Source organism: Rhizobium sp. LARHSG275, assembly GCF_052871115.1.
In genome coordinates this window covers 86,854-105,380 of the sequence record NZ_JBIXJN010000008.1, presented here as the reverse complement: position 1 = coordinate 105,380, position 18,527 = coordinate 86,854, and the positions used below count along the sequence as shown (strand labels likewise).

The following is an 18,527-nucleotide window of genomic DNA, read 5'->3' as shown; positions in this document are numbered from 1 at the left end:
CGCTTTGTCGGCGTCCTTGCCTCGCGACCAGGGGAAATCAGGACTTGGTCGGCCGGTCGGATTCGCGAACCGCCTCGTCATGGTACCAGCAGCTGTCGAGCGCGGCATCGCAGACTTCGGCTGCCTCGCGCTCCATCAGGCGGGCGCGTTCGAACCTGTTGGCGTTGCATATCGCCTTGACGGGAAACTGGTAGATCGTTGCGGAATCACGGTGGAAACCGGTGGGCATGAGATCGCCTCCATTCAGCTCGGCGCATCAACATTTCAGGACCGCTACCATAGCATAATGCACATAGTTTATGCAAATTGCACAAAATAAGAGCAATGTTGCAATTGTAGCCGGTCGGCATGCTGTCTCGACCAAAAGCTTCCGCCAATTTGTTTAACACTTCATCATTTGAGCTTAACGCCGCAATTTTCATCCGGTTCCAGATGGAAAAGGTGCGTTTTGATGGCCGATACCGCCTGCGAGCGTTAAAAACAGCCCGATTATCCAAAAGGGAAAAAATCGGTCGGTACGCTGATTCGCGATTTTTCTTTCGCGCGGCGCCAAAACTGGCACGCTACGTGCTTTTAAAGCGTCATCCCTGGCGATCGGATGCGCTTGCGCGCCGAGGTTGCCTCCGGATTTGCTCACCTTTGTAGCACTGAGAGAGTCGCGATGACAAAATTTAAGCTCGAGTACATTTGGCTCGATGGGTACACACCGGTACCGAACCTGCGTGGCAAGACGCAGATCAAGGAATTCGATGAATTCCCGACGCTGGAGCAGCTTCCGCTGTGGGGCTTCGACGGTTCGTCGACCATGCAGGCCGAGGGCCGCAGCTCTGACTGCGTGCTGAAGCCCGTCGCCATTTATCCCGATCCGGCCCGCACCAACGGCGCTCTCGTCATGTGCGAAGTCATGATGCCGGATGGCGTCACGCCGCACGCATCGAACGCTCGCGCGACCATCCTCGACGACGAAGATGCTTGGTTCGGCTTCGAACAGGAATATTTCTTCTACCAGAACGGCCGTCCGCTAGGCTTCCCTGAGCAGGGCTACCCGGCTCCGCAGGGTCCCTATTACACTGGCGTCGGCTACTCGAACGTCGGCGACGTTGCCCGCGAAATCGTCGAAGAGCACCTCGACCTCTGCCTCGCTGCCGGCATCAACCACGAAGGCATCAATGCCGAAGTGGCCAAGGGTCAGTGGGAATTCCAGATTTTCGGCAAGGGCTCCAAGAAGGCCGCCGACCAGATCTGGATGGCACGCTACCTGCTGCAGCGCCTGACCGAAAAATACGGCATCGACATCGAGTATCATTGCAAGCCGCTCGGCGACACCGACTGGAACGGCTCGGGCATGCATTGCAACTTCTCGACCAAATACCTGCGCGAAGTCGGTGGTAAGGAATATTTCGAAGCGCTGATGGCGCAGTTCGACAAGAACCTCATGGACCACATCGCGGTCTACGGCCCCGATAACGACAAGCGCCTGACCGGCAAGCACGAGACGGCTCCGTGGAACAAGTTCTCCTACGGCGTTGCCGACCGCGGTGCTTCGATCCGCGTGCCGCACTCCTTCATCAAGAACGACTACAAGGGCTATCTGGAAGATCGCCGCCCGAACTCGCAAGGCGACCCCTACCAGATCGCTTCGCAGGTTCTGAAGACGATCTCGGAAGTTCCGACTGCAAGCTCGGCCTCCGCTGCCGCTTAACCTCCCGAACGGCGCCGGTCCTCGATCGGCGCCGTGACCTTCTTTTCCCGTATGAAAACCGCCGCCGGCTACCGACATGATCGGGGCGATCGGTCAGGCGAAAGCCCTGCAATCCTTGCAATATGGGCTGTAATATTTCCATCATGGTCATGCCTCAAAATAGAGAAGCGGGAATCGCCGATCCGGAACCCCGCTTTGGGGTTGAGCGGGTTGCCAGATCACTGCGACGTGGATGGAAATCGTGACATGCTGCAACGTCCGGCAAACACTAATAGCGGCGAGAGCTGGGCCAACGCCGCAGCCGCCGGAAACCTGCCCGAGAGGCTGGTGATCGTCACCGATGCCTGGCACCCGCAGGTCAACGGCGTCGTGCGTTCGATCGAGAACACCAACCGCGAACTGGCGAAGATGGGCATCGAGGTTTCGATGGTGACGCCGGAGCGCTTCAACAGCATCCCCTGCCCGACCTATCCTGAGATCCGCCTGTCGATCGCCAATTACCGCCGCATCGCCCGCGAAATTGAAAAGCACAAACCCTCCTACGTGCATATCGCCACCGAAGGTCCTCTGGGGCTGACCGCCCGCCGCTGGTGCCTGAAGAACCGCATGCCGTTTTCGACGAGCTACCACACCCGCTTCCCGGAATACGTTTCCGCGCGCCTGCCGATACCGAAGAGCTGGCTCTACTCCTTCGTCCGGTGGTTCCATAATGGCGGCGCCGGCTGCATGGTGGCGACACCGAGCCTTGCCCGCGAACTGTCGGAAAAGGGCATCCGCAACCTCATGCCCTGGAGCCGCGGCATCGACGCCACGCAGTTCCGTCCGATGGAGCTCGAGGAAAACCCGTTCGGCCTGTCGCGCCCGATCTTCATAACCGTCGGCCGCGTGGCGCTGGAAAAGAATCTGCCGGCATTCCTCGATCTCGACCTGCCCGGTTCCAAGGTCGTCGTTGGTGATGGTCCGGCCCGCGCCGAGCTCGAAAAGCAATATCCCGAGGTCTTCTTCGCCGGCGTGCAGTTCGGCGAGGATCTGGCGAAAGCCTATGCCCAGGGCGACGTCTTCGTCTTTCCCTCGCTCACCGACACCTTCGGCAACACCATCCTCGAAGCACTGGCATCGGGCGTGCCCGTTGCAGCCTATCCGGTCACCGGCCCGCTCGATATCATCGGCGAGGACAGCGAAGTCGGGGCGCTCGACACAAACCTGCAAACAGCCTGCCTTGCCGCCCTCTCCGCCTCGCGTATCAAGGCGCGTGAACTCGCCATGCAATATTCCTGGGAAGCGGCGACGCTGCAGTTCATCAACAATATCCGCGCCGCCAACGGCGTGATCACGCCGAAATGGAAGAAGGCCTGGCAATTTGCCACCAAGTCGCTTCCAGGAAGCAGAAAGCCCGGCGAAACCGCCGGGCCTGTCCCGTCCGCGGACTGATCGCTCTTGCTTGTGCAAGGCGCTGTGGACGGCAGGTGTTTCGGCGATGGCGTTTAGAAGCACGAAGCAACTGCGATGCAGCAGACTTCACCCGCTGCCGGCCGAGATCGTGGCGCTGCGCGAGGCGTTGATCGGAAGCGCTGCTGAAGGGCCGGAATGGCTATCGCAGTGCTTATGATACCCCCAGAGGGGGTGGCCACACGGCACACGCCCAACTCCACAAAACGCCACGAATCCGCGTCAACCCAAGCCTACGTCCGTCTCTTCTTGCCTTCGAACGGATTGTCAGGCGAGCGGAAATGGATGCGGATCGGCACGCTCGGCATGTCGAAATCGGCGCGCAAGCCGTTGATCAGATAGCGTGTATAGGATTCCGGCAGCGCATCCGAGCGGGTGCAGGAGATCATGAAGGCCGGCGGGCGGGCTTTGACTTGCGTCATATATTTCAGCTTGATGCGGCGGCCGGAAACGGCCGGTGGCGGATGCTGAATCTGCTGCGTTTCCAGCCAACGGTTGAGCCGCGCGGTCGAGATGCGCTTGTTCCAGACCTTGTCCGTGTCGATGATCGACTGCATCAGCTTGTCGAGCCCCCAGCCGGTCTGGCCGGAGATCGGCACGGCGCGAATGCCGCGCGCCTGCGGCAGCAGCCGGTCGGTCTTTTCGCGCAAGTCGGCAAGCACCGCCTGCCGGTCTTCGATCATGTCCCACTTGTTGAAGGCGAGCACGGCGGCACGGCCCTCGCGCAGCACCAGGTCGACGATCTGCAGGTCCTGTTTCTCGAAAGGGATCGTCGCATCGAAGACGATGACGACGGTTTCGGCAAAGCGGATGGCGCGCAGTGCATCGGCAACCGAAAGCTTCTCCAGCTTCTCGATCACCCGCGCCTTGCGGCGCATGCCTGCCGTATCGAACATCTTGATGGTGCGGCCGCGCCAGTCCCATTCGACCGAAATAGAGTCGCGAGTGATGCCCGCCTCCGGCCCGGTCAAAAGCCGATCCTCGCCGAGGAAGCGATTGATCAGCGTCGATTTGCCGGCATTCGGCCGGCCGACGATCGCCACCCGGAGCGGCTTGGTCTCATCATAGGCCGGCTCCTCGTCCTCGTCGCTGCCCTCGCCTTCGGTCTGCGGAATGTCGACGTCAGTGACGGCGACATCCTCCTTGGCGGGATAGGCTCGGTCCTCGCCGATTGCCGCAACGATGGCGTCGCGCAGGTCGAGCATGCCCTGCCCATGTTCGGCCGAAATCGGCGTCGGTTCGCCGAGCCCGAGCGTATAGGCGTCGTAAAAACCGCTGTCTGAGCCGCGCGCTTCGGATTTGTTGGCAACGAGCACCACCGGCTTGCCGCGCCGGCGCAGCATTTCGGCAAGGTCGGTATCGACGGGCGTCAGTCCGCTCTTGGCGTCAACGACGAAGAGCGAAAGATCCGCCTCGTCGATCGCCGCTTCCGTCTGCGCCCGCATCCGGCCCTGCAGGCTCTCCGCGTCGGCCTCTTCCAGACCAGCCGTGTCGATGATCGTGAAAGTCAGGCCCATCAGCCGCGCATCGCCCGGCCGACGGTCGCGGGTTACACCCGGCGTGTCATCGACAAGCGCCAGCTTCTTGCCCACCAGCCGGTTGAAAAGTGTCGACTTGCCGACATTCGGGCGACCGACGATGGCGACCGTGAAACTCATTCTTTTTCCTTAAGCTCAGCCCTGAGCGGCGGGCGCCTTGCCGGATGCAGTAATCAGATCAAGCATCATATGGGCGCGATTGGCAACATTGCGCGGGCTGTCGGTATCGTCGACGATCGACTGGAACCACTGCCGCGCCTGCGCCATGTTGCCGGCCTTATAGGCGGCAAGGCCGAGTGCCTCACGCGCCGAATGGCGGAAGGCGTTGCCCGGCACGGCCATTTCCTCGATGGCCGCCGAAACCTGCTCGTAAGAGCCGTTCTCGATGAGCAGCCAGCCTGCACGCATCTTGGCGGCATCACGTACGGCCGCGGGAACGCCATTGTCCTTGCCGATCTCGTTGAAGGCGGCGATTGCCGCTGCGCTATCGCCCTTCTGCGCCTGAACGGTCGCGGCCCGCATGCGCGCCAGCACCGGATAGGCGCCATGGCCTTCCTTCTCGAGCTTGTCGAGCGCGGCGAGCGCCTCGTCGTTCTTATTCTCGTCGGCAAGTTTCATCGCCGCCAGGAACTGATCGCCGGTGCCCGACGAGCGGTTGTCGTCCCAATACTCGTAGACGACCTTGCCGGCGGTACCGACGACGATCAGGATGGCGACAGCAATGATATAGCGGCCGAACCGGCGCCAGACGCCCTTCATCTGGTCAGACCGCAATTCCTCATTGACTTCACGGATGAAGCTGTCGTCGTTGAATGCCATTCTCGTCTCCGGCCGCGGAAATACCCACACGCTGTGCAAAACGCACATAGTCGGGCCTTCTACTCCATTTTGCCGCCGTTGTAAGGGGGATGTGAAAGATTAGAGCGCCGCGCGTCCAACAGGACGCGCTAAGGACGCTCTAACACTTTGAATCAGCGCATAATCCTTTCCGAAAATCGGAATCTATTTTCGGGGTTATGCGTCGGTCACATGACGAGCGGCGAAACCCCGATCAACCATTCGTGCAGCTTCCAGATGATCAGCGCCCAGACGACGATGCCGATGACAACAGCATAGAGATCGTATTTGGCCGAGACGAACGGCCGGAGCGTGATCTCGCCCGCCCGCTGCCGCCGTTTAAGCGAAATGCGCAGGATGACGCCCCAGGCGAGAAAAGCGCCAAACAGCAGCACCGACGATGTCTCGCCATTGGCGAGCAGATGCGCCAGCGCCCAGATCTTCACCGACAGCACCATCGGATGTTTGGTCTTGGTCGCGATATGCCCCGCTGGCAGCAGCGAGGCGACGAGACAGATCATCGCGATCAGCATCAGCGTGATTGTTATATGCGCCATCCAGACCGGCGGATTGTAAAGCACGCCGGTCACATGGCGCGCCTGCCCGAAGCCGTAGATCAAAAGGATCAGCGTGGCGATGCTGGCAATCGAATAGGCCGCCCGCCAGCCCTTCTCGCCGAGGCTTGCGATCATCGAACGACGAAAGTCCGGCAACACCACCCGCACCAGATGCACCCCGAGGAAAAGTATGATGCCGACGATAAGCAATGTCATTGTGGATCCCTTCCGTGCCGTTTGTCATGGCTTACCGGCTGGCGTGAAAAAACGCCAGAGAGACCGCAGCTTCGCCGCAATTCTATCGGAGGGAAACCGCGAACCAAATTGTCGCGGTGTCCATGTCCCGTCTTCTCCTCTCCACCTGCCTTTCTGTTTCGCTTCTCATCGCGGCAATTGCCGAAGCGGCCGACCGACCGAAACAGCTCGTCATCATTTCCTTCGACGGTGCCCACGACAATGCGCTCTGGTTGAAGAGTCGCGAGATGGCGGCGAAGAACGGCGCCCACTTCACCTATTTTCTCTCCTGCACTTTCCTGATGAACGAGGCGGCGAAGAAGGCCTACCAGGCGCCACACCAGAAACGCGGAAAATCCAATGTCGGCTTCGCCCAGAGCGACGACGAGATCCGCGAGCGCCTCGGCAATATCTGGCACGCCCATCTCGAAGGCCACGACATATCGAGCCACGCCTGCGGCCATTTCGACGGCCGCCTCTGGAGTGAGGCCGACTGGTCGGCCGAATATGCCACCTTTCGCGCGACCTTGAAGAATGCCTGGAGAAGCGTCGGCCTCCAGGAGCCGGCCGGGTGGCAGGATCTGGTCGATCACGGCATCGAGGGCTTTCGCGCGCCCTATCTGTCGGCGACAGCGGGCGCCGACATGATCGCAGCCGAAAAGAAGGCGGGCCTCAGCTATGACGCGAGCCTCGTCACCAAGGGCCCTGCCATGCCTGTCGAGGAAGACGGCATCATCCGCTTCGGCCTGCCGCTGATCCCCGAAGGCCCGAGCGAAAAGCCGATCATCGGCATGGACTACAATCTCTTCGTCCGCCACTCCAAGGGTGAGGAAGACACCGCCGATTCCGCAGAATTCGAGAACCGCGCCTACGCCGCCTTCAAGGAGGCGTTCGACAAGCAATATGCCGGCGCCCGCATTCCGCTCCAGCTCGGCTTCCACTTCGTCGAAATGAACGGCGGCGCCTACTGGCGTGCGCTTGACCGACTGGTCAGCGACGTCTGCCACCGAACGGATGTGGCCTGCGTCAGCTATTCGGAAGCGATCCCGATGATCGAGGCGCGCGGGAAATTGCAACAGACGTCGGGGCTCTGAAGAGCCAATTATCTGGACGAACCGACGTGCCGTGCGGCCCCCTTGTATCTGCCTGCCGGCACCTTCTCCCCGCTGGGGAGAAGAGATTCATTGCGACGCTGCGATTCCCCCCTTCTACCCGGCGGGGAGAAGGTGCCCGATAGGGCGGATGAGGGGGCCGCACGCGCCGACATTTCGATTACGGACAAGCCCCGCCCATCAACCGTCAGCGTGCACGACGCCCGTCTCACGCTCCAGGTAGCGCTGGTCGATTTCAGGCAGCGGTTCGTCGTCGATTGCGGCCTCGAAGGCCTTGAGGCGTTTGTGGATCGACAGAAGCTCGATGATCGTCGTCCAGGAGTTGACGAGATACTGGAACGAGTTGCTGACCTGGCCGAATGCGGTCGAGATCTGCTGGAAGATACCGTAAGTGATAGTGCCCGCCACGATCGTCGGCACCAGCATGAAGACCACGAAGAGCGCGTCGGCCTGGATGTAGAAATAACGGGCGACATTGAAATACATGTAGTGGAAATACATGCGGTAATAATTGCGACGGACGTTGCCGAACAGCTCCCTGACTGTCAGCGGGTCAGCCCGTTCCGCATGGTCTTCGCCATAGACGAGCTCCTTGCGATAAGCTGCTTCGACGCGCTGGTTGCGGAAATTCAGCCCCGGCAGCTTAACGCCGGCGACCGCCAGCAGAAGCGTGCCGAACGCCGACCAGAACAGCGCCAGCCAAAAGAGCGAGTTCGCCACCGGCCCAATGAACGGCAGTTCGGTCACGTAATGCGACAGCGCCAGAAGGATCGGAAGGAATACCACGAGCGTCATCACCGAGTTGATCAGGCTGATACCAAGACCTTCGAGCGTGCTCGAAAAGCGCATCGTATCTTCCTGAACGCGCTGGGAGGCGCCTTCGATATGACGAAGCTTTTCCCACTTCGACATGTAGAAATTGTTCATCGCCGTTCGCCAGCGGAAGATGTAATGGCTGGTGAAGAAGTCGGTCATGATCGACACGAACATGCTGAGGAATGCGATCTGGCAGAAGACCCACATCAAGGTGTAGAAATTCTCGACGGAAATGCCTGGCTGCTTCGACAATGCGTTCTGCAGAAGGTCACCAAACGGCCGGCGCCAGTTATTGATCACAACGCTGATCTGGACGCCGAAGTAGGTCACGAAGATGATCAGTGCCGAACCCCAGATCGACCAGATCTTCCAGGGGTGGTTCAGCGCCCTCAGATGCCATGCACCGCAGAAGATCACCGCCGACAGAAGGAAATAGCTGTAGAACCAGACATTTTCGGGCAGCAGGAAGAACGAAAGGTCGATCGGTTGCTGCTCTTCGGGAACCGGCGCATAGCCGAGCGATACACCGAGACTGGCGGCGAAGAGATACCAGCCGGCAATGGAAATCAGGGTCCAAACAACGAGCGAAGTAAAGAACGCCTTTGGCTGCGGAAAAAAGGAATGAAACACGGGAGGCTTTGCTTTCCTGAACTGTGAGTCTCGGGAGTGTCGTCGAACACTGATTGTGCCGGAAACTAAGGCAGTTCGAAGGACGCAGCAATGGGTTCGGCCGATTGTTACGGAGATGTAACCGGTTAAGCGATTTTCTTGATCACCGGCATCACCAGCGCTACGCAGACGACGAGGGCCACGGCGGCGATCACTGTCGGAACGGTGAAGCTGCCTACGCGCTCGGCGATCCAGCCGGCAACGACAGGCCCGACGATCTGACCGACGCCGAAGGCAGCCGTCATCATCGCCAGGATCCGCCGCGGACTGTCAGGCGAAAGTTTGCGGCCGATCTGAAGCCCGTAAGCGGTGATCGCCAGGAACGTCGCCCCGAACAGCGCTCCACCGATCAGCGGTGCGACGGAAGGTGGCAGCGCCACCGTCGCGAGCACCCCGGCTGCCTCGACCAGAAGAGCTGCGACATAGACCCCGCCAAGCCCGAGCGGCCGGACCAGAGGCTTCCAGGCAAACAGCGCTACCGCAGCCGTCAAGCCGGCGACGAACCAGCAGAGGAATTCGACGAAGGGTCCCGTTGCAGAAAGGCGCGCGATGGTGACGAGGAAGGTCGCGGTGATGACGTAGCCGAAGCCGAACAGGCCGTAAGACAGCGTCAGCAGCACCATCGGCCGGTTCCAGATGAGCGCCGGCTCCTTGCCTGCCTGCGCCGATTGCGCCGGCGACGATGGCAGCAGCAAGAAAACGACGACGAGGCTTGCCGCGCAATAGAGCGCCCCGCCGATCCAGTCGGCGCGCCAACCGCCCGGCCCGCCGTGAAAGCCGAGGCCGATCAGCAGCACCATAACCGAGGACAGCGCGATACCCGCCCCCGGCCCGCCGAAATGCGCCGCCTGCACATGGTCGTTGCCGGCAGCAGCCCCGTGGCTGAGCACGATCGACGAGGTGAAGACCATCGCAAAGGCACTGGCGACACCGGCCAGGAAGCGAATGATGGCAAAGACGACGACGGAATCAGTGGCCGCCATGGCGGCAAGCAGGATCGCGGTTGACAGCAGCGACAGCAGCGCCACCAGCCGCTCCCGTCCGGCCGCCCAGCCATAGGCGGCAAGCACGGCACCGACGAGATAACCGACGAAATTCGCCGATGCGATGAAGCCGGCATCTGCCGCCGAAAGCGGCACGCCGCTGATCATACCGGGCAGGATCGGCGTGTAGGAGAAGCGCCCGAAGCCCATGGCGGCGGCCATGGCAATGGCGCCGGCAGCGGCGGTGGAGATAAGATTCGGCGAGGAGTGACGGATGCGCTCGAGCATGCAGCGCTTATCGCGCCGCAGCATCGGTGGCACAATCAAGTAATTCTGATCGATTGATCAATTTCCCGATACGCCGGAAATTTTCACCTTCTCTTGAAAAGAGTTATCTTACGATATATGTTTTACGACATAGTCAACGATACATCTAACGATGAAGGCAAGAACCATGAGAGGTTTTAAAGGCGGCATGTTCGGCGGAGATTTCCGCATGGGCCGCAAATTTGCGGCTGGTGATCTCCAGCTCGTCATCCTGGCCCTGCTCGCTGAGCAGCCGCGCCACGGCTATGAATTGATAAAGTTGCTGGAGGAGCGGTCCGGCGGCTTCTACGTGCCGAGCCCCGGCGTCATCTATCCCGCTCTCACCTATCTCGAGGAAACCGGCCTTGCCGAGGTCGAGGTGGAGGGCGCCAAGAAGCTCTACCGTATCACCGATGCCGGCCGTGGCCGCGTCGAGGAAAACCGCGCCATGATCCTGCATACCTTCGCCAAGCTGGAACGCATCGGCGAGAAGATGGCCCATGTGAAGCGTGTCTTCGAAACCGACCGTCACGGCGCCGACGAAGGCGATGACGGCGATTTCATGCAGGACGGTGGTGATATCCGCGCCGCCCGCATGCTGCTGCGCTCGGCCATGCGGATGCGCTATCCCTGGTCGAAACCCGAAGCCGCTCGCATCGCCGGCATCCTCGAACGCGCCGCCACCGAAATCCTGCAAGGCGGCAGGCCGGGAACGCGGGGCTGAGGACGAGAGCCGAATGGTGAGGCGATCGTTCGTGGCAGGCAAGAAGCGACGTTGCGGCAGGACCCTTCGAGGCTATGCCCTACGGGATTCGCACCTCAGGGTGAGGTGCGTTTGAGGATGCCGCAAAGGTGTGGAGAATGCACGGCTTCTGCTGCCAACGCGTGAAGCCTCCAAGAGAGCCTCACCCTGAGGTGCCCCGCAGGGGCCTCGAAGGGCGAGGCGGGTGCTCCCACCAGCCGGAATAACACCGGTCCCAGCCCTAAGGCCGTTCATCCGGCAAGGTCAGAACCACCGGCCCGTTACGTGTCGCCACCACCGTGTGTTCGTATTGCACGGTCGGCGCCTTCGGATCGGCATAGAGCGTCCAGGCATCGTCGCCACCTTCGGCCCATGTCGCGCCGAGTGAGAGAAACGGCTCGACGGTGAAGACGAGGCCTTCCGTCATCATCCGTTTTTCCGAAGGATCCGGCCAGGTCGAGAGTTCGGCCGGCTCCTCGTGCAGCGAGCGGCCGACGCCGTGGCTCGCCAGATTGGCGACCAGCGTATAGCGGTTCTTCTGCGCGAAGGCACCGACGGCAGTGCCGATCTTCGCCAAGGGTTCGCCCGATTTCACCTGGTTGAGCCCGACCCAGAGCGCCCGCTTGCCGTCGCGGCAAAGCCGCTCGATCTTCGGCTTCACCGGCGGCATCGCGAAGGAGGCACCGGTATCGGCAAAGAAACCATCCTTTTCCGCCGAGACGTCGATGTTGATGAGGTCGCCGGCGCGGATGACGCGCGGGCCGGGAATACCGTGGGCGATTTCCTCGTTGATACTGATGCAGGTGGCACCGGGAAACTGGTAGCAGAACTCCGGCGCCGAGCGCGCGCCGGAATCCTCGAGCACCTTGCGGCCGATCTGGTCGAGCTCCAGCGTCGTCATGCCGGGCTCCATCGCCGCCGCCATCACATGGATGGCGTTAGCACAGATGCGGCCGATCTCCTTGAGTTTTACCAACTCGTCGTCGTTTGCGATAACCATTCGTCTGTTCCGACCTTGCGCAGGACGGCCGTGGCCGCCCTAGAGCGCGGCGCCTCCAACAGGAGGCCCAAGGACGCTCTGTCCCTTCGTCTGCGGATAATCTTTTCCGGAAATCGATTTCGATTTTCGGCGTTATGCGCTCGTCAAGCCGTGGCTTTCGCCTCTTCGCTGCTATCAGTCAACGCCTTTCTGACGATCGGCGCGACTTTCGTACCGTAAAGCTCGATGCCGCGCATGATCTCGGCATGCGGCATCAGACCGATCGCCATCTGCAGCAGAAAGCGATCGTTCTTGAAAAGCGCGTGATGGGCGATGACCTTTTCGGCGACCACCTCGGGATCTCCGACGAAGAGCGCACCGTTCGGACCGCGCGACATGTCGAAATGCGACCGGTTCGTCGGCCCCCAGCCGCGCTCGCGGCCGATGCGGTTCATCACCTCGGCCTGCGGACCGTAGAACTGGTCGGCGGCGGCCTCCGTCGTATCGGCGATGAAGCCGTGGACGTTGATGCTGGTCTTCAGCTTCGCCTGATCCTGCCCTGCCCGGCGCGCGGCCTCGCGGTAGAGATCAAAGAGCGGCGCAAAACGGCGCGGCTCGCCGCCGATGATCGCCAGCGCCACCGGCAGGCCCAGCGCGCCGGCGCGCGCCACCGACTGTGGCGTACCGCCGACCGCGACCCAGAGCGGCAACGGATCCTGCAGCGGCCTCGGATAAACACCGCGCCCGTTGATCGGCGCGCGAAGCTCGCCCTTCCACTCCACAACCTCTCTGTCGCGCAGCGCCAGCAGCAGATCGAGCTTCTCCTCGAAAAGCTGGTCGTAGTCTTCGAGATTGTAGCCGAACAGCGGGAAGGACTCGATGAAGGAACCGCGCCCGGCCATGATCTCGGCTCGGCCGTTGGAAATCAGGTCGAGCGTCGAAAACTGCTGGAAGACGCGCACCGGATCATCGGAGGAGAGCACGGTGACCGCACTTGTCAGGCGGATGCTCTTCGTCTTGACGGCGGCAGCCGCCAGCGCGACCGCGGGAGCCGACGCCGCATAATCCGGCCGATGATGTTCGCCGAGCCCGAAGACGTCGAGCCCCACCTGATCGGCAAGCTCGATTTCCTCGATAAGATACTTCAGCCGTTCGGCCGCTTCCGCGCCCTTGCTGCGGGAAGGGTTGGGATTGACGTCGGCGAAAGTGTAAAGCCCCAGTTCCATCATCGGCATCCTGTTGAATTCTCGGTTGAGATAAGGATGCCGGGGATAGAGCGCAAATACAAATTCTGGAACGGAATGTTCGAGAATTTCGATGGGCGGCATTGTGTTTCGGACGGCCGATGGACTTCACCGCAAGACGGCAAAGAGTCCTTGCGCCGTGGACACGGCGCCGCTGGAGTCTTGTGCCTTGGCTCCCTCTTCTCCCCAGCGGGGAGAAGGTGGCCCGAAGGGTCGGATGAGGGGGCCACCCGGCACTACGTCATTGATTGCCCTTCGCTTCCGCTACGAGCATTCGCGGCACCGCCGCTCACCCCCTCAACCGCCTGCCGGCACCTTCTCCCCGCTGGGGAGAAGAGATTCGTGGCAGCGTCCTTGTCCCGCTTCTCCTCGGCCGGGCAAAAAGATCACGGAGGTTGCGAGCATAGAATAAATCCGGGGCGATCCAGGCTCCGGACCGACCAGAACAATCAATTCGAACCTGAATTCAATGGCTTCGCAGCACCGGCGGAATCATCTTTCGAACCGCCTCAAATCTTGCTTGAACGTTAGGACGACGCGGTCTCGCGGCGCCGCTCACATCTTCGCCAGCAACTCCGCCAGTTGGTCCGCAGCCTTGCCCCATCCTTGGTGGAAACCCATCTTCTCGTGTGCTTCCTTGTCCTCGGCGCGCCAGTGCAGCGCCTTGGCGGTATATTTGGTGCGACCGTTGCCGAGATCTTCGAGCAGGATGACGCCCGTGAAGAAAGGTTTCTCGGAAGGCACCCAGGCGCTGGTGTAGGCATCGGTGAAGACGATCTTCTCGTTTTCGACGATTTCGAGATAGACGCCACGGTTCGGGTATTGATTGCCCTCGGGGTCATGCATGACGACGACGTTGGAACCGCCGGGGCGGACGTCGAGCGTTGCTTCGGTCACACCCCAGGGACGCGGAACGAACCACTGCTTGAGCAAGGCGGGATCGGTCCAGGCCTTGTAAATCTTCTCGCGTGGCGCGTCGAATTCGCGAACGAGGACGAGTTCATGTTGCGTGCTGGCGGTCATGTCGACATCTCTCCATTTGCATGAAACCTGTTTCCTGTCAGGCTGTTACAAGGACGTGTCGAAGTTCGCCGTTCCGACAACGCATAGGCTTTTTCGCATTTTATTTTGCGATCGGCTGCGTGGCCTCTTCCTGCATCTTGTCGATCTGCCGGCGGATATGAGCTGCTTCAGCGGCCGAATGGGCGAGCGCAATGGCGCGGTCGAAGGCCTCTCGTGCCTGGCTGGTCATGCCAAGCTGCTTCAGCAGTCCGCCCCGCAGGCCGTGATAGTAGAAATAGCCGCCGAGTTTTTCGGCAAGCGGATCGATGAGGTCGAGCGCATCCTGCGCACCCTGGAGCTTGGAGACGACGACGGCCCGGTTTAGCGTTATGACAGGCGACGGCTGGAGACGCTCCAGCGCGCGATAGAGCAGATCGATCTCCACCCAATCTGTATCCTCGGCGCGTTTTGCACGGGAATGAACAGCGGCGATGGCTGCCTGAATCTGATAAGGAGCGGGCTGACGATGGCGCAGCGCCTTGTCGAGCAGCGCTAAAGCCTCGTTGATGAAGGGTTGGTTCCAGAGCGACCGGTCCTGATCTTCGAGCAGCACGATCTCGTCCCCGGCGTTGAAGCGAGCCGGCCGGCGCGAGATCTGCAGGAGCATCAGTGCAAGCAGCCCCATCAGCTCCGGTTCCGACGGGAAGATATGCAGCATCAACCGAGCTAGCCGGATCGCTTCGTCGCTGAAGGCAGCCGCCTCATGCCTGGGATCCGCCTGGCTGTAGCCCTCGTTGAAGATCAGGTAGATCATCGTGCTGACGATCGAGAGCCGCTCGGCCCTCTCCTGCGGGCTCGGTGTTTCGAAAGGCACACCTGCCCTGGCGACGCGCGCCTTGGCCCGGGTGATGCGCTGTTCCATGGCGCTCTCGGAAACCAGGAAGGCACGTGCGATCTGCGGCACTGAAAGGCCGGAGACGATGCGCAGCGCCAGCGCGATCTGCTGGGTCGCGGGTAGATCGGGATGGCAGCAGATGAACAGCAGCCGCAGAATATCGTCGCGATAATGGGAATCGTCCAGCCGCTCGACGATGTCGCTTTCGGCATCCTCGGTATCGGAGATGACGTCCTCATCCGGCAAAGCCTGGATCTTCGCCCGCTTGCGCACCGCATCGATGCCGCTGTTTCGTCCGACGAAGATCAGCCAGGCCGTGGGATCGCGCGGTGGCCCTTTCTCCGGCCATGTCCGGATCGCCCTCAGACACGCCTCCTGAAACGCCTCTTCCGCGGTATCGAGATTGCGGAAATAGCGCAGCAGCGCGCCGAGCGCCTTCGGGCGGGCAGAGGCAAGCGCGAGGTCGATCCAGGCAATGTCTGTCATGATGAAGCATCTCCGGGCCTGAAGACGTAGAAAGGCCGAATTTCGTAAGAGGTGGAACCTGGATTGACGGATGAAAGCTGCTTCGAGAAGGCGATCGCCTCGTCGAGCGTTTCGAAGTCGACCACGTAGAAGCCGAGAAGCGCCTCTTTCGTTTCCGCAAAAGGCCCATCGATGACCAAGGGCTCGTCCCTGCCCTTGCGCACCGTGGTCGCAGCCGTCGTCGGCATCAGCCTTCCGACAGGGCCGAGCCTGCCGGATGCGGCAAGCGGCTCCTGCACGGCGTAGAGTTTCTCCATGACGGCAGCTTCCTCCTCCTTGGTCCAGGCGAAGACGGTTTCCTCATGGGCGTAACAAAGGATTGCATAAAGCATCGCTCACTCCTCTTTTTGAATGACGAAGGAGTAACCGCTTACCCGACAGGCCGCATCAAAAAATTATTGACCGGAAATTCGTGATGTTCCCGAATACGGCGACGCAGTAGCCCCAGAAATAGCTGGGCATCTCCCGGGAACGAGCGGAATTATATCGCGGCGCCGCCTGCCTCTTACCCCTCGCTTAGAGTCCGTTTGACCGCGTTCTTCCAACCCTTGAGCTTTGCCGCCCGCACCTTCTCGTCCATCTCAGGCTCAAACCGCCGATCCCGTTTCCACATCGCCGAAAATTCGTCCCGGTCCGGCCACACCCCTGCCCGGCTGCCGGCGAGCCAGGCGGCCCCCAACGCCGTCGTCTCCAGGATCACCGGGCGATCGACCGGCGCATCGAGCAGGTCGGCAAGGCGCTGCATCGTCCAGTTAGAGGCCACCATGCCGCCGTCGACGCGCAGCACCGTGTCGTCAGTGCCGTTCTTCCAGTCCTTCTGCATGGCATCGAGCAGGTCGCGGGTCTGATAGCAGACGGCTTCCAGCGCCGCCCGGGAGAGTTCCGCCGGGCCGCTGTTGCGCGTCAACCCGAAGATCGCCCCCCGTGCCGTGGCATCCCAATGCGGCGCCCCGAGGCCGGTGAAGGCGGGCACGAGATAGACCTCCTGCGTCGGATCTGCCCTTCCGGCAAGCGCGTTGGTCTCCGCGGCGCTGCCGATGATCCCGAGCCCGTCCCGCAGCCATTGCACGGCGGCACCTGCGATGAAGATCGAACCCTCCAGCGCATAGGTCGTCTCGCCGTTCAGGCGATAAGCGATAGTGGTCAGCAGTCGATTTTTGGAACGCACCATGTCGGCGCCGGTGTTGAGCAGCGCGAAGCAGCCGGTGCCGTAGGTCGATTTCATCATGCCCGGCGCAAAACACGCCTGGCCGATGGTTGCCGCCTGCTGGTCGCCGGCCACGCCGAGGATCGGGATAGCAGCACCGAAAATATCAGGATCGACCGTGCCGAAATCGGCGGCGCAATCCTTCACTTCAGGCAGCATGGCGGCGGGGACCCTCAGAATATCGAGCAGATCCTCGTCCCAGGCGTTTTCGGCAATGTTGTACATCAGCGTGCGCGAGGCATTGGTGGCGTCGGTGAGGAAGCTCTTCCCACCCGTCAGCCGCCAGATCAGGAAGGTGTCGATCGTGCCGAAGCAGAGATCGCCCCTGGCAGCGCGCGCCCGCGCGCCCTTCACGTTTGCAAGCATCCAGGAAAGTTTGGTACCGGAAAAATAAGGATCGAGGATAAGGCCGGTCTTCTTCGTGAACAGCCGCTCCAGATCCTGCCGTTTCAGATTGTCGCAATAGCTTGCCGTGCGCCGGTCCTGCCAGACGATGGCATTCTGGATCGGCCGGCCCGTCTCGCGCTCCCAGACGACCACCGTCTCGCGCTGATTAGTGATGCCGAGTGCTGCAAGATCCCTAGCCTCGATCCCGGCATCGCGCAGCGCCATGTGGACGGTGGAGACGACCGAATCCCAGATCTCCTCGGGATCGTGCTCGACCCAGCCGGAGCGCGGATAGATCTGGGTGAATTCCTTCTGGCCCTTGCCGACGACCTGCATGTCGCCATTAAAAACGATCGCCCGCGTCGACGTCGTTCCCTGATCAATCGCCAGAACATATCCGCTCATGAAAACCCTCCCTCAGCATGTCAATTGTCGTGACAAATCAATAGGACACGGATGCGGGCGAGAAAAGCGAATAAAGCGGAATTGCCAGCCCGCCGGCTTTGGGCATAACCTCGCAGCCAACGCTGCAACGCAGCATCGTGATTTCAGGGAGAACAGCATGAGCAGAACAGTCGTCGTCACCGGTTCCACCAGCGGCATCGGCCTTGCGATCGCCACTGCCTTCGCCGAAACGGGCGACAACGTCGTTATCAACGGTTTCGGAAAAGCCGATGAAATCAAGGCGATCGTCGGGCGGCTTGAATCAGTATCGAAGGGACGGGCGATCTACCATCCGGCCGACATGACCGAGCCCGCCGAGATCGCTGACCTGATCGAAACGGCAGCGAAAACCTTCGGCGGCGTCGATGTCCTGGTCAACAATGCCGGCATCCAGCACGTCGAGAAGATCGAGGATTTCCCGATCGAGAAATGGGATCAGATCATCGCGATCAATCTGTCGAGTTCCTTTCATACCTTGCGCGCCGCGATCCCGTTGATGAAGGCTAAGAAGTACGGCCGCATCATCAACATCGCCTCGGCCCACGGGCTCGTCGCCTCCCCCTTCAAATCCGCCTATGTCGCGGCAAAACATGGTATATTAGGCCTGACGAAGACGGCGGCGCTGGAGCTTGCCGAATTCGGCGTGACCGTGAACGCCATCTGCCCCGGCTACGTACTGACACCGCTCGTCGAGAAACAGATACCGGACACCGCCAAGGCGCGCGGCATGACCGAGGAGCAGGTGAAGAGCGAGGTCATCCTCAAGGCGCAGCCGACGCATGAATTCGTCAAGGCCGAGGAAATAGGCGCACTGTCGCTCTACCTCGCCAGCGATGCCGCCCGGCAGGTGACCGGAACGCACATCTCGATTGACGGTGGCTGGACAGCGGCTTAACCAT

At 61.1% G+C, this 18,527-nt stretch carries 17 protein-coding genes; 5 read left to right on the top strand and 12 right to left on the bottom strand.

The window, feature by feature from the left end; translation table 11 throughout:
• Positions 1–37 precede the first annotated feature (37 nt).
• Positions 38–229: a glutamine synthetase translation inhibitor GstI gene (gene gstI, locus ACIPSK_RS12610; protein ID WP_162116476.1), complete on the bottom strand. Its 192-nt coding sequence runs from the start codon at positions 227–229 to the stop codon at positions 38–40.
• Positions 230–661: 432 nt separating this feature from the next.
• Between gstI and ACIPSK_RS12605 the strand changes: the two genes are divergently transcribed.
• Together ACIPSK_RS12605 and ACIPSK_RS12600 are read left to right on the top strand one after the other, a co-directional pair.
• Positions 662–1,702, top strand: a complete 1,041-nt coding sequence (locus ACIPSK_RS12605; RefSeq protein WP_017965408.1) for a glutamine synthetase beta-grasp domain-containing protein — start codon at positions 662–664, stop codon at positions 1,700–1,702.
• 246 nt (positions 1,703–1,948) lie between these two features.
• Positions 1,949–3,133 carry a glycosyltransferase family 4 protein gene (locus tag ACIPSK_RS12600; RefSeq protein ID WP_162116475.1) on the top strand — a complete coding sequence of 395 codons (1,185 nt, stop codon included), beginning with the start codon at positions 1,949–1,951 and terminating at the stop codon, positions 3,131–3,133.
• Positions 3,134–3,384: 251 nt separating this feature from the next.
• On the opposite strand, the gene der is transcribed toward ACIPSK_RS12600, so the two are convergent.
• The 3 genes from der to ACIPSK_RS12585 all read right to left on the bottom strand — a co-directional run bounded on the left by der (position 3,385) and on the right by ACIPSK_RS12585 (position 6,299).
• On the bottom strand, positions 3,385–4,809 hold the full coding sequence (gene der, locus ACIPSK_RS12595) for a ribosome biogenesis GTPase Der (RefSeq protein WP_017965410.1): 1,425 nt from the start codon (positions 4,807–4,809) through the stop codon (positions 3,385–3,387).
• A 15-nt stretch (positions 4,810–4,824) separates the two neighbouring features.
• Positions 4,825–5,508 (bottom strand): tetratricopeptide repeat protein, encoded by a 684-nt coding sequence (locus ACIPSK_RS12590; protein ID WP_162116474.1) that lies wholly within the window; start codon positions 5,506–5,508, stop codon positions 4,825–4,827.
• Between the two features lie 206 nt (positions 5,509–5,714).
• Positions 5,715–6,299 carry an NnrU family protein gene (locus ACIPSK_RS12585; protein ID WP_162116473.1) on the bottom strand — a complete coding sequence of 195 codons (585 nt, stop codon included), beginning with the start codon at positions 6,297–6,299 and terminating at the stop codon, positions 5,715–5,717.
• A gap of 122 nt (positions 6,300–6,421) precedes the next feature.
• On the opposite strand from ACIPSK_RS12585, the gene ACIPSK_RS12580 reads away from it, so the two are divergent.
• Complete coding sequence (locus ACIPSK_RS12580; protein ID WP_162116472.1) at positions 6,422–7,411, top strand: polysaccharide deacetylase; 990 nt, start codon at positions 6,422–6,424, stop codon at positions 7,409–7,411.
• Positions 7,412–7,609: 198 nt separating this feature from the next.
• On the opposite strand, the gene sbmA is transcribed toward ACIPSK_RS12580, so the two are convergent.
• Positions 7,610–8,875: a peptide antibiotic transporter SbmA gene (gene sbmA, locus ACIPSK_RS12575; protein WP_017965414.1), complete on the bottom strand. Its 1,266-nt coding sequence runs from the start codon at positions 8,873–8,875 to the stop codon at positions 7,610–7,612.
• A gap of 125 nt (positions 8,876–9,000) precedes the next feature.
• Positions 9,001–10,185, bottom strand: a complete 1,185-nt coding sequence (locus ACIPSK_RS12570; protein WP_210254171.1) for a YbfB/YjiJ family MFS transporter — start codon at positions 10,183–10,185, stop codon at positions 9,001–9,003.
• A gap of 166 nt (positions 10,186–10,351) precedes the next feature.
• On the opposite strand from ACIPSK_RS12570, the gene ACIPSK_RS12565 reads away from it, so the two are divergent.
• Complete coding sequence (locus ACIPSK_RS12565; RefSeq protein ID WP_162116470.1) at positions 10,352–10,927, top strand: PadR family transcriptional regulator; 576 nt, start codon at positions 10,352–10,354, stop codon at positions 10,925–10,927.
• Between the two features lie 259 nt (positions 10,928–11,186).
• Here the strand turns inward: ACIPSK_RS12565 and map are convergent, their stop codons facing one another.
• The 6 genes from map to glpK form a co-directional block, all read right to left on the bottom strand.
• Positions 11,187–11,945 (bottom strand): type I methionyl aminopeptidase, encoded by a 759-nt coding sequence (map, locus tag ACIPSK_RS12560; RefSeq protein WP_162116469.1) that lies wholly within the window; start codon positions 11,943–11,945, stop codon positions 11,187–11,189.
• 143 nt (positions 11,946–12,088) lie between these two features.
• The gene (locus tag ACIPSK_RS12555) at positions 12,089–13,150 is read right to left on the bottom strand and encodes an LLM class flavin-dependent oxidoreductase (RefSeq protein WP_162116573.1); all 1,062 of its coding nucleotides are present in this window, start codon (positions 13,148–13,150) and stop codon (positions 12,089–12,091) included.
• Between the two features lie 573 nt (positions 13,151–13,723).
• Entirely contained in the window at positions 13,724–14,191 is a 468-nt protein-coding gene (locus ACIPSK_RS12550; RefSeq protein ID WP_162116468.1) for an SRPBCC family protein, read from the bottom strand.
• Positions 14,192–14,291: 100 nt separating this feature from the next.
• Positions 14,292–15,551 carry an RNA polymerase sigma factor gene (locus tag ACIPSK_RS12545; RefSeq protein WP_162116467.1) on the bottom strand — a complete coding sequence of 420 codons (1,260 nt, stop codon included), beginning with the start codon at positions 15,549–15,551 and terminating at the stop codon, positions 14,292–14,294.
• Complete coding sequence (locus tag ACIPSK_RS12540; RefSeq protein WP_017965421.1) at positions 15,548–15,922, bottom strand: YciI family protein; 375 nt, start codon at positions 15,920–15,922, stop codon at positions 15,548–15,550. Before ACIPSK_RS12540 ends, ACIPSK_RS12545 begins: the two co-directional genes overlap by 4 nt.
• Before the next feature lie 173 nt (positions 15,923–16,095).
• The gene (gene glpK, locus ACIPSK_RS12535) at positions 16,096–17,589 is read right to left on the bottom strand and encodes a glycerol kinase GlpK (RefSeq protein ID WP_162116466.1); all 1,494 of its coding nucleotides are present in this window, start codon (positions 17,587–17,589) and stop codon (positions 16,096–16,098) included.
• A gap of 157 nt (positions 17,590–17,746) precedes the next feature.
• Here glpK and ACIPSK_RS12530 point away from each other — a divergent pair, with 157 nt between their 5' ends.
• Positions 17,747–18,523: a 3-hydroxybutyrate dehydrogenase gene (locus ACIPSK_RS12530; protein WP_162116465.1), complete on the top strand. Its 777-nt coding sequence runs from the start codon at positions 17,747–17,749 to the stop codon at positions 18,521–18,523.
• The last annotated feature ends 4 nt before the right edge of the window (positions 18,524–18,527 follow it).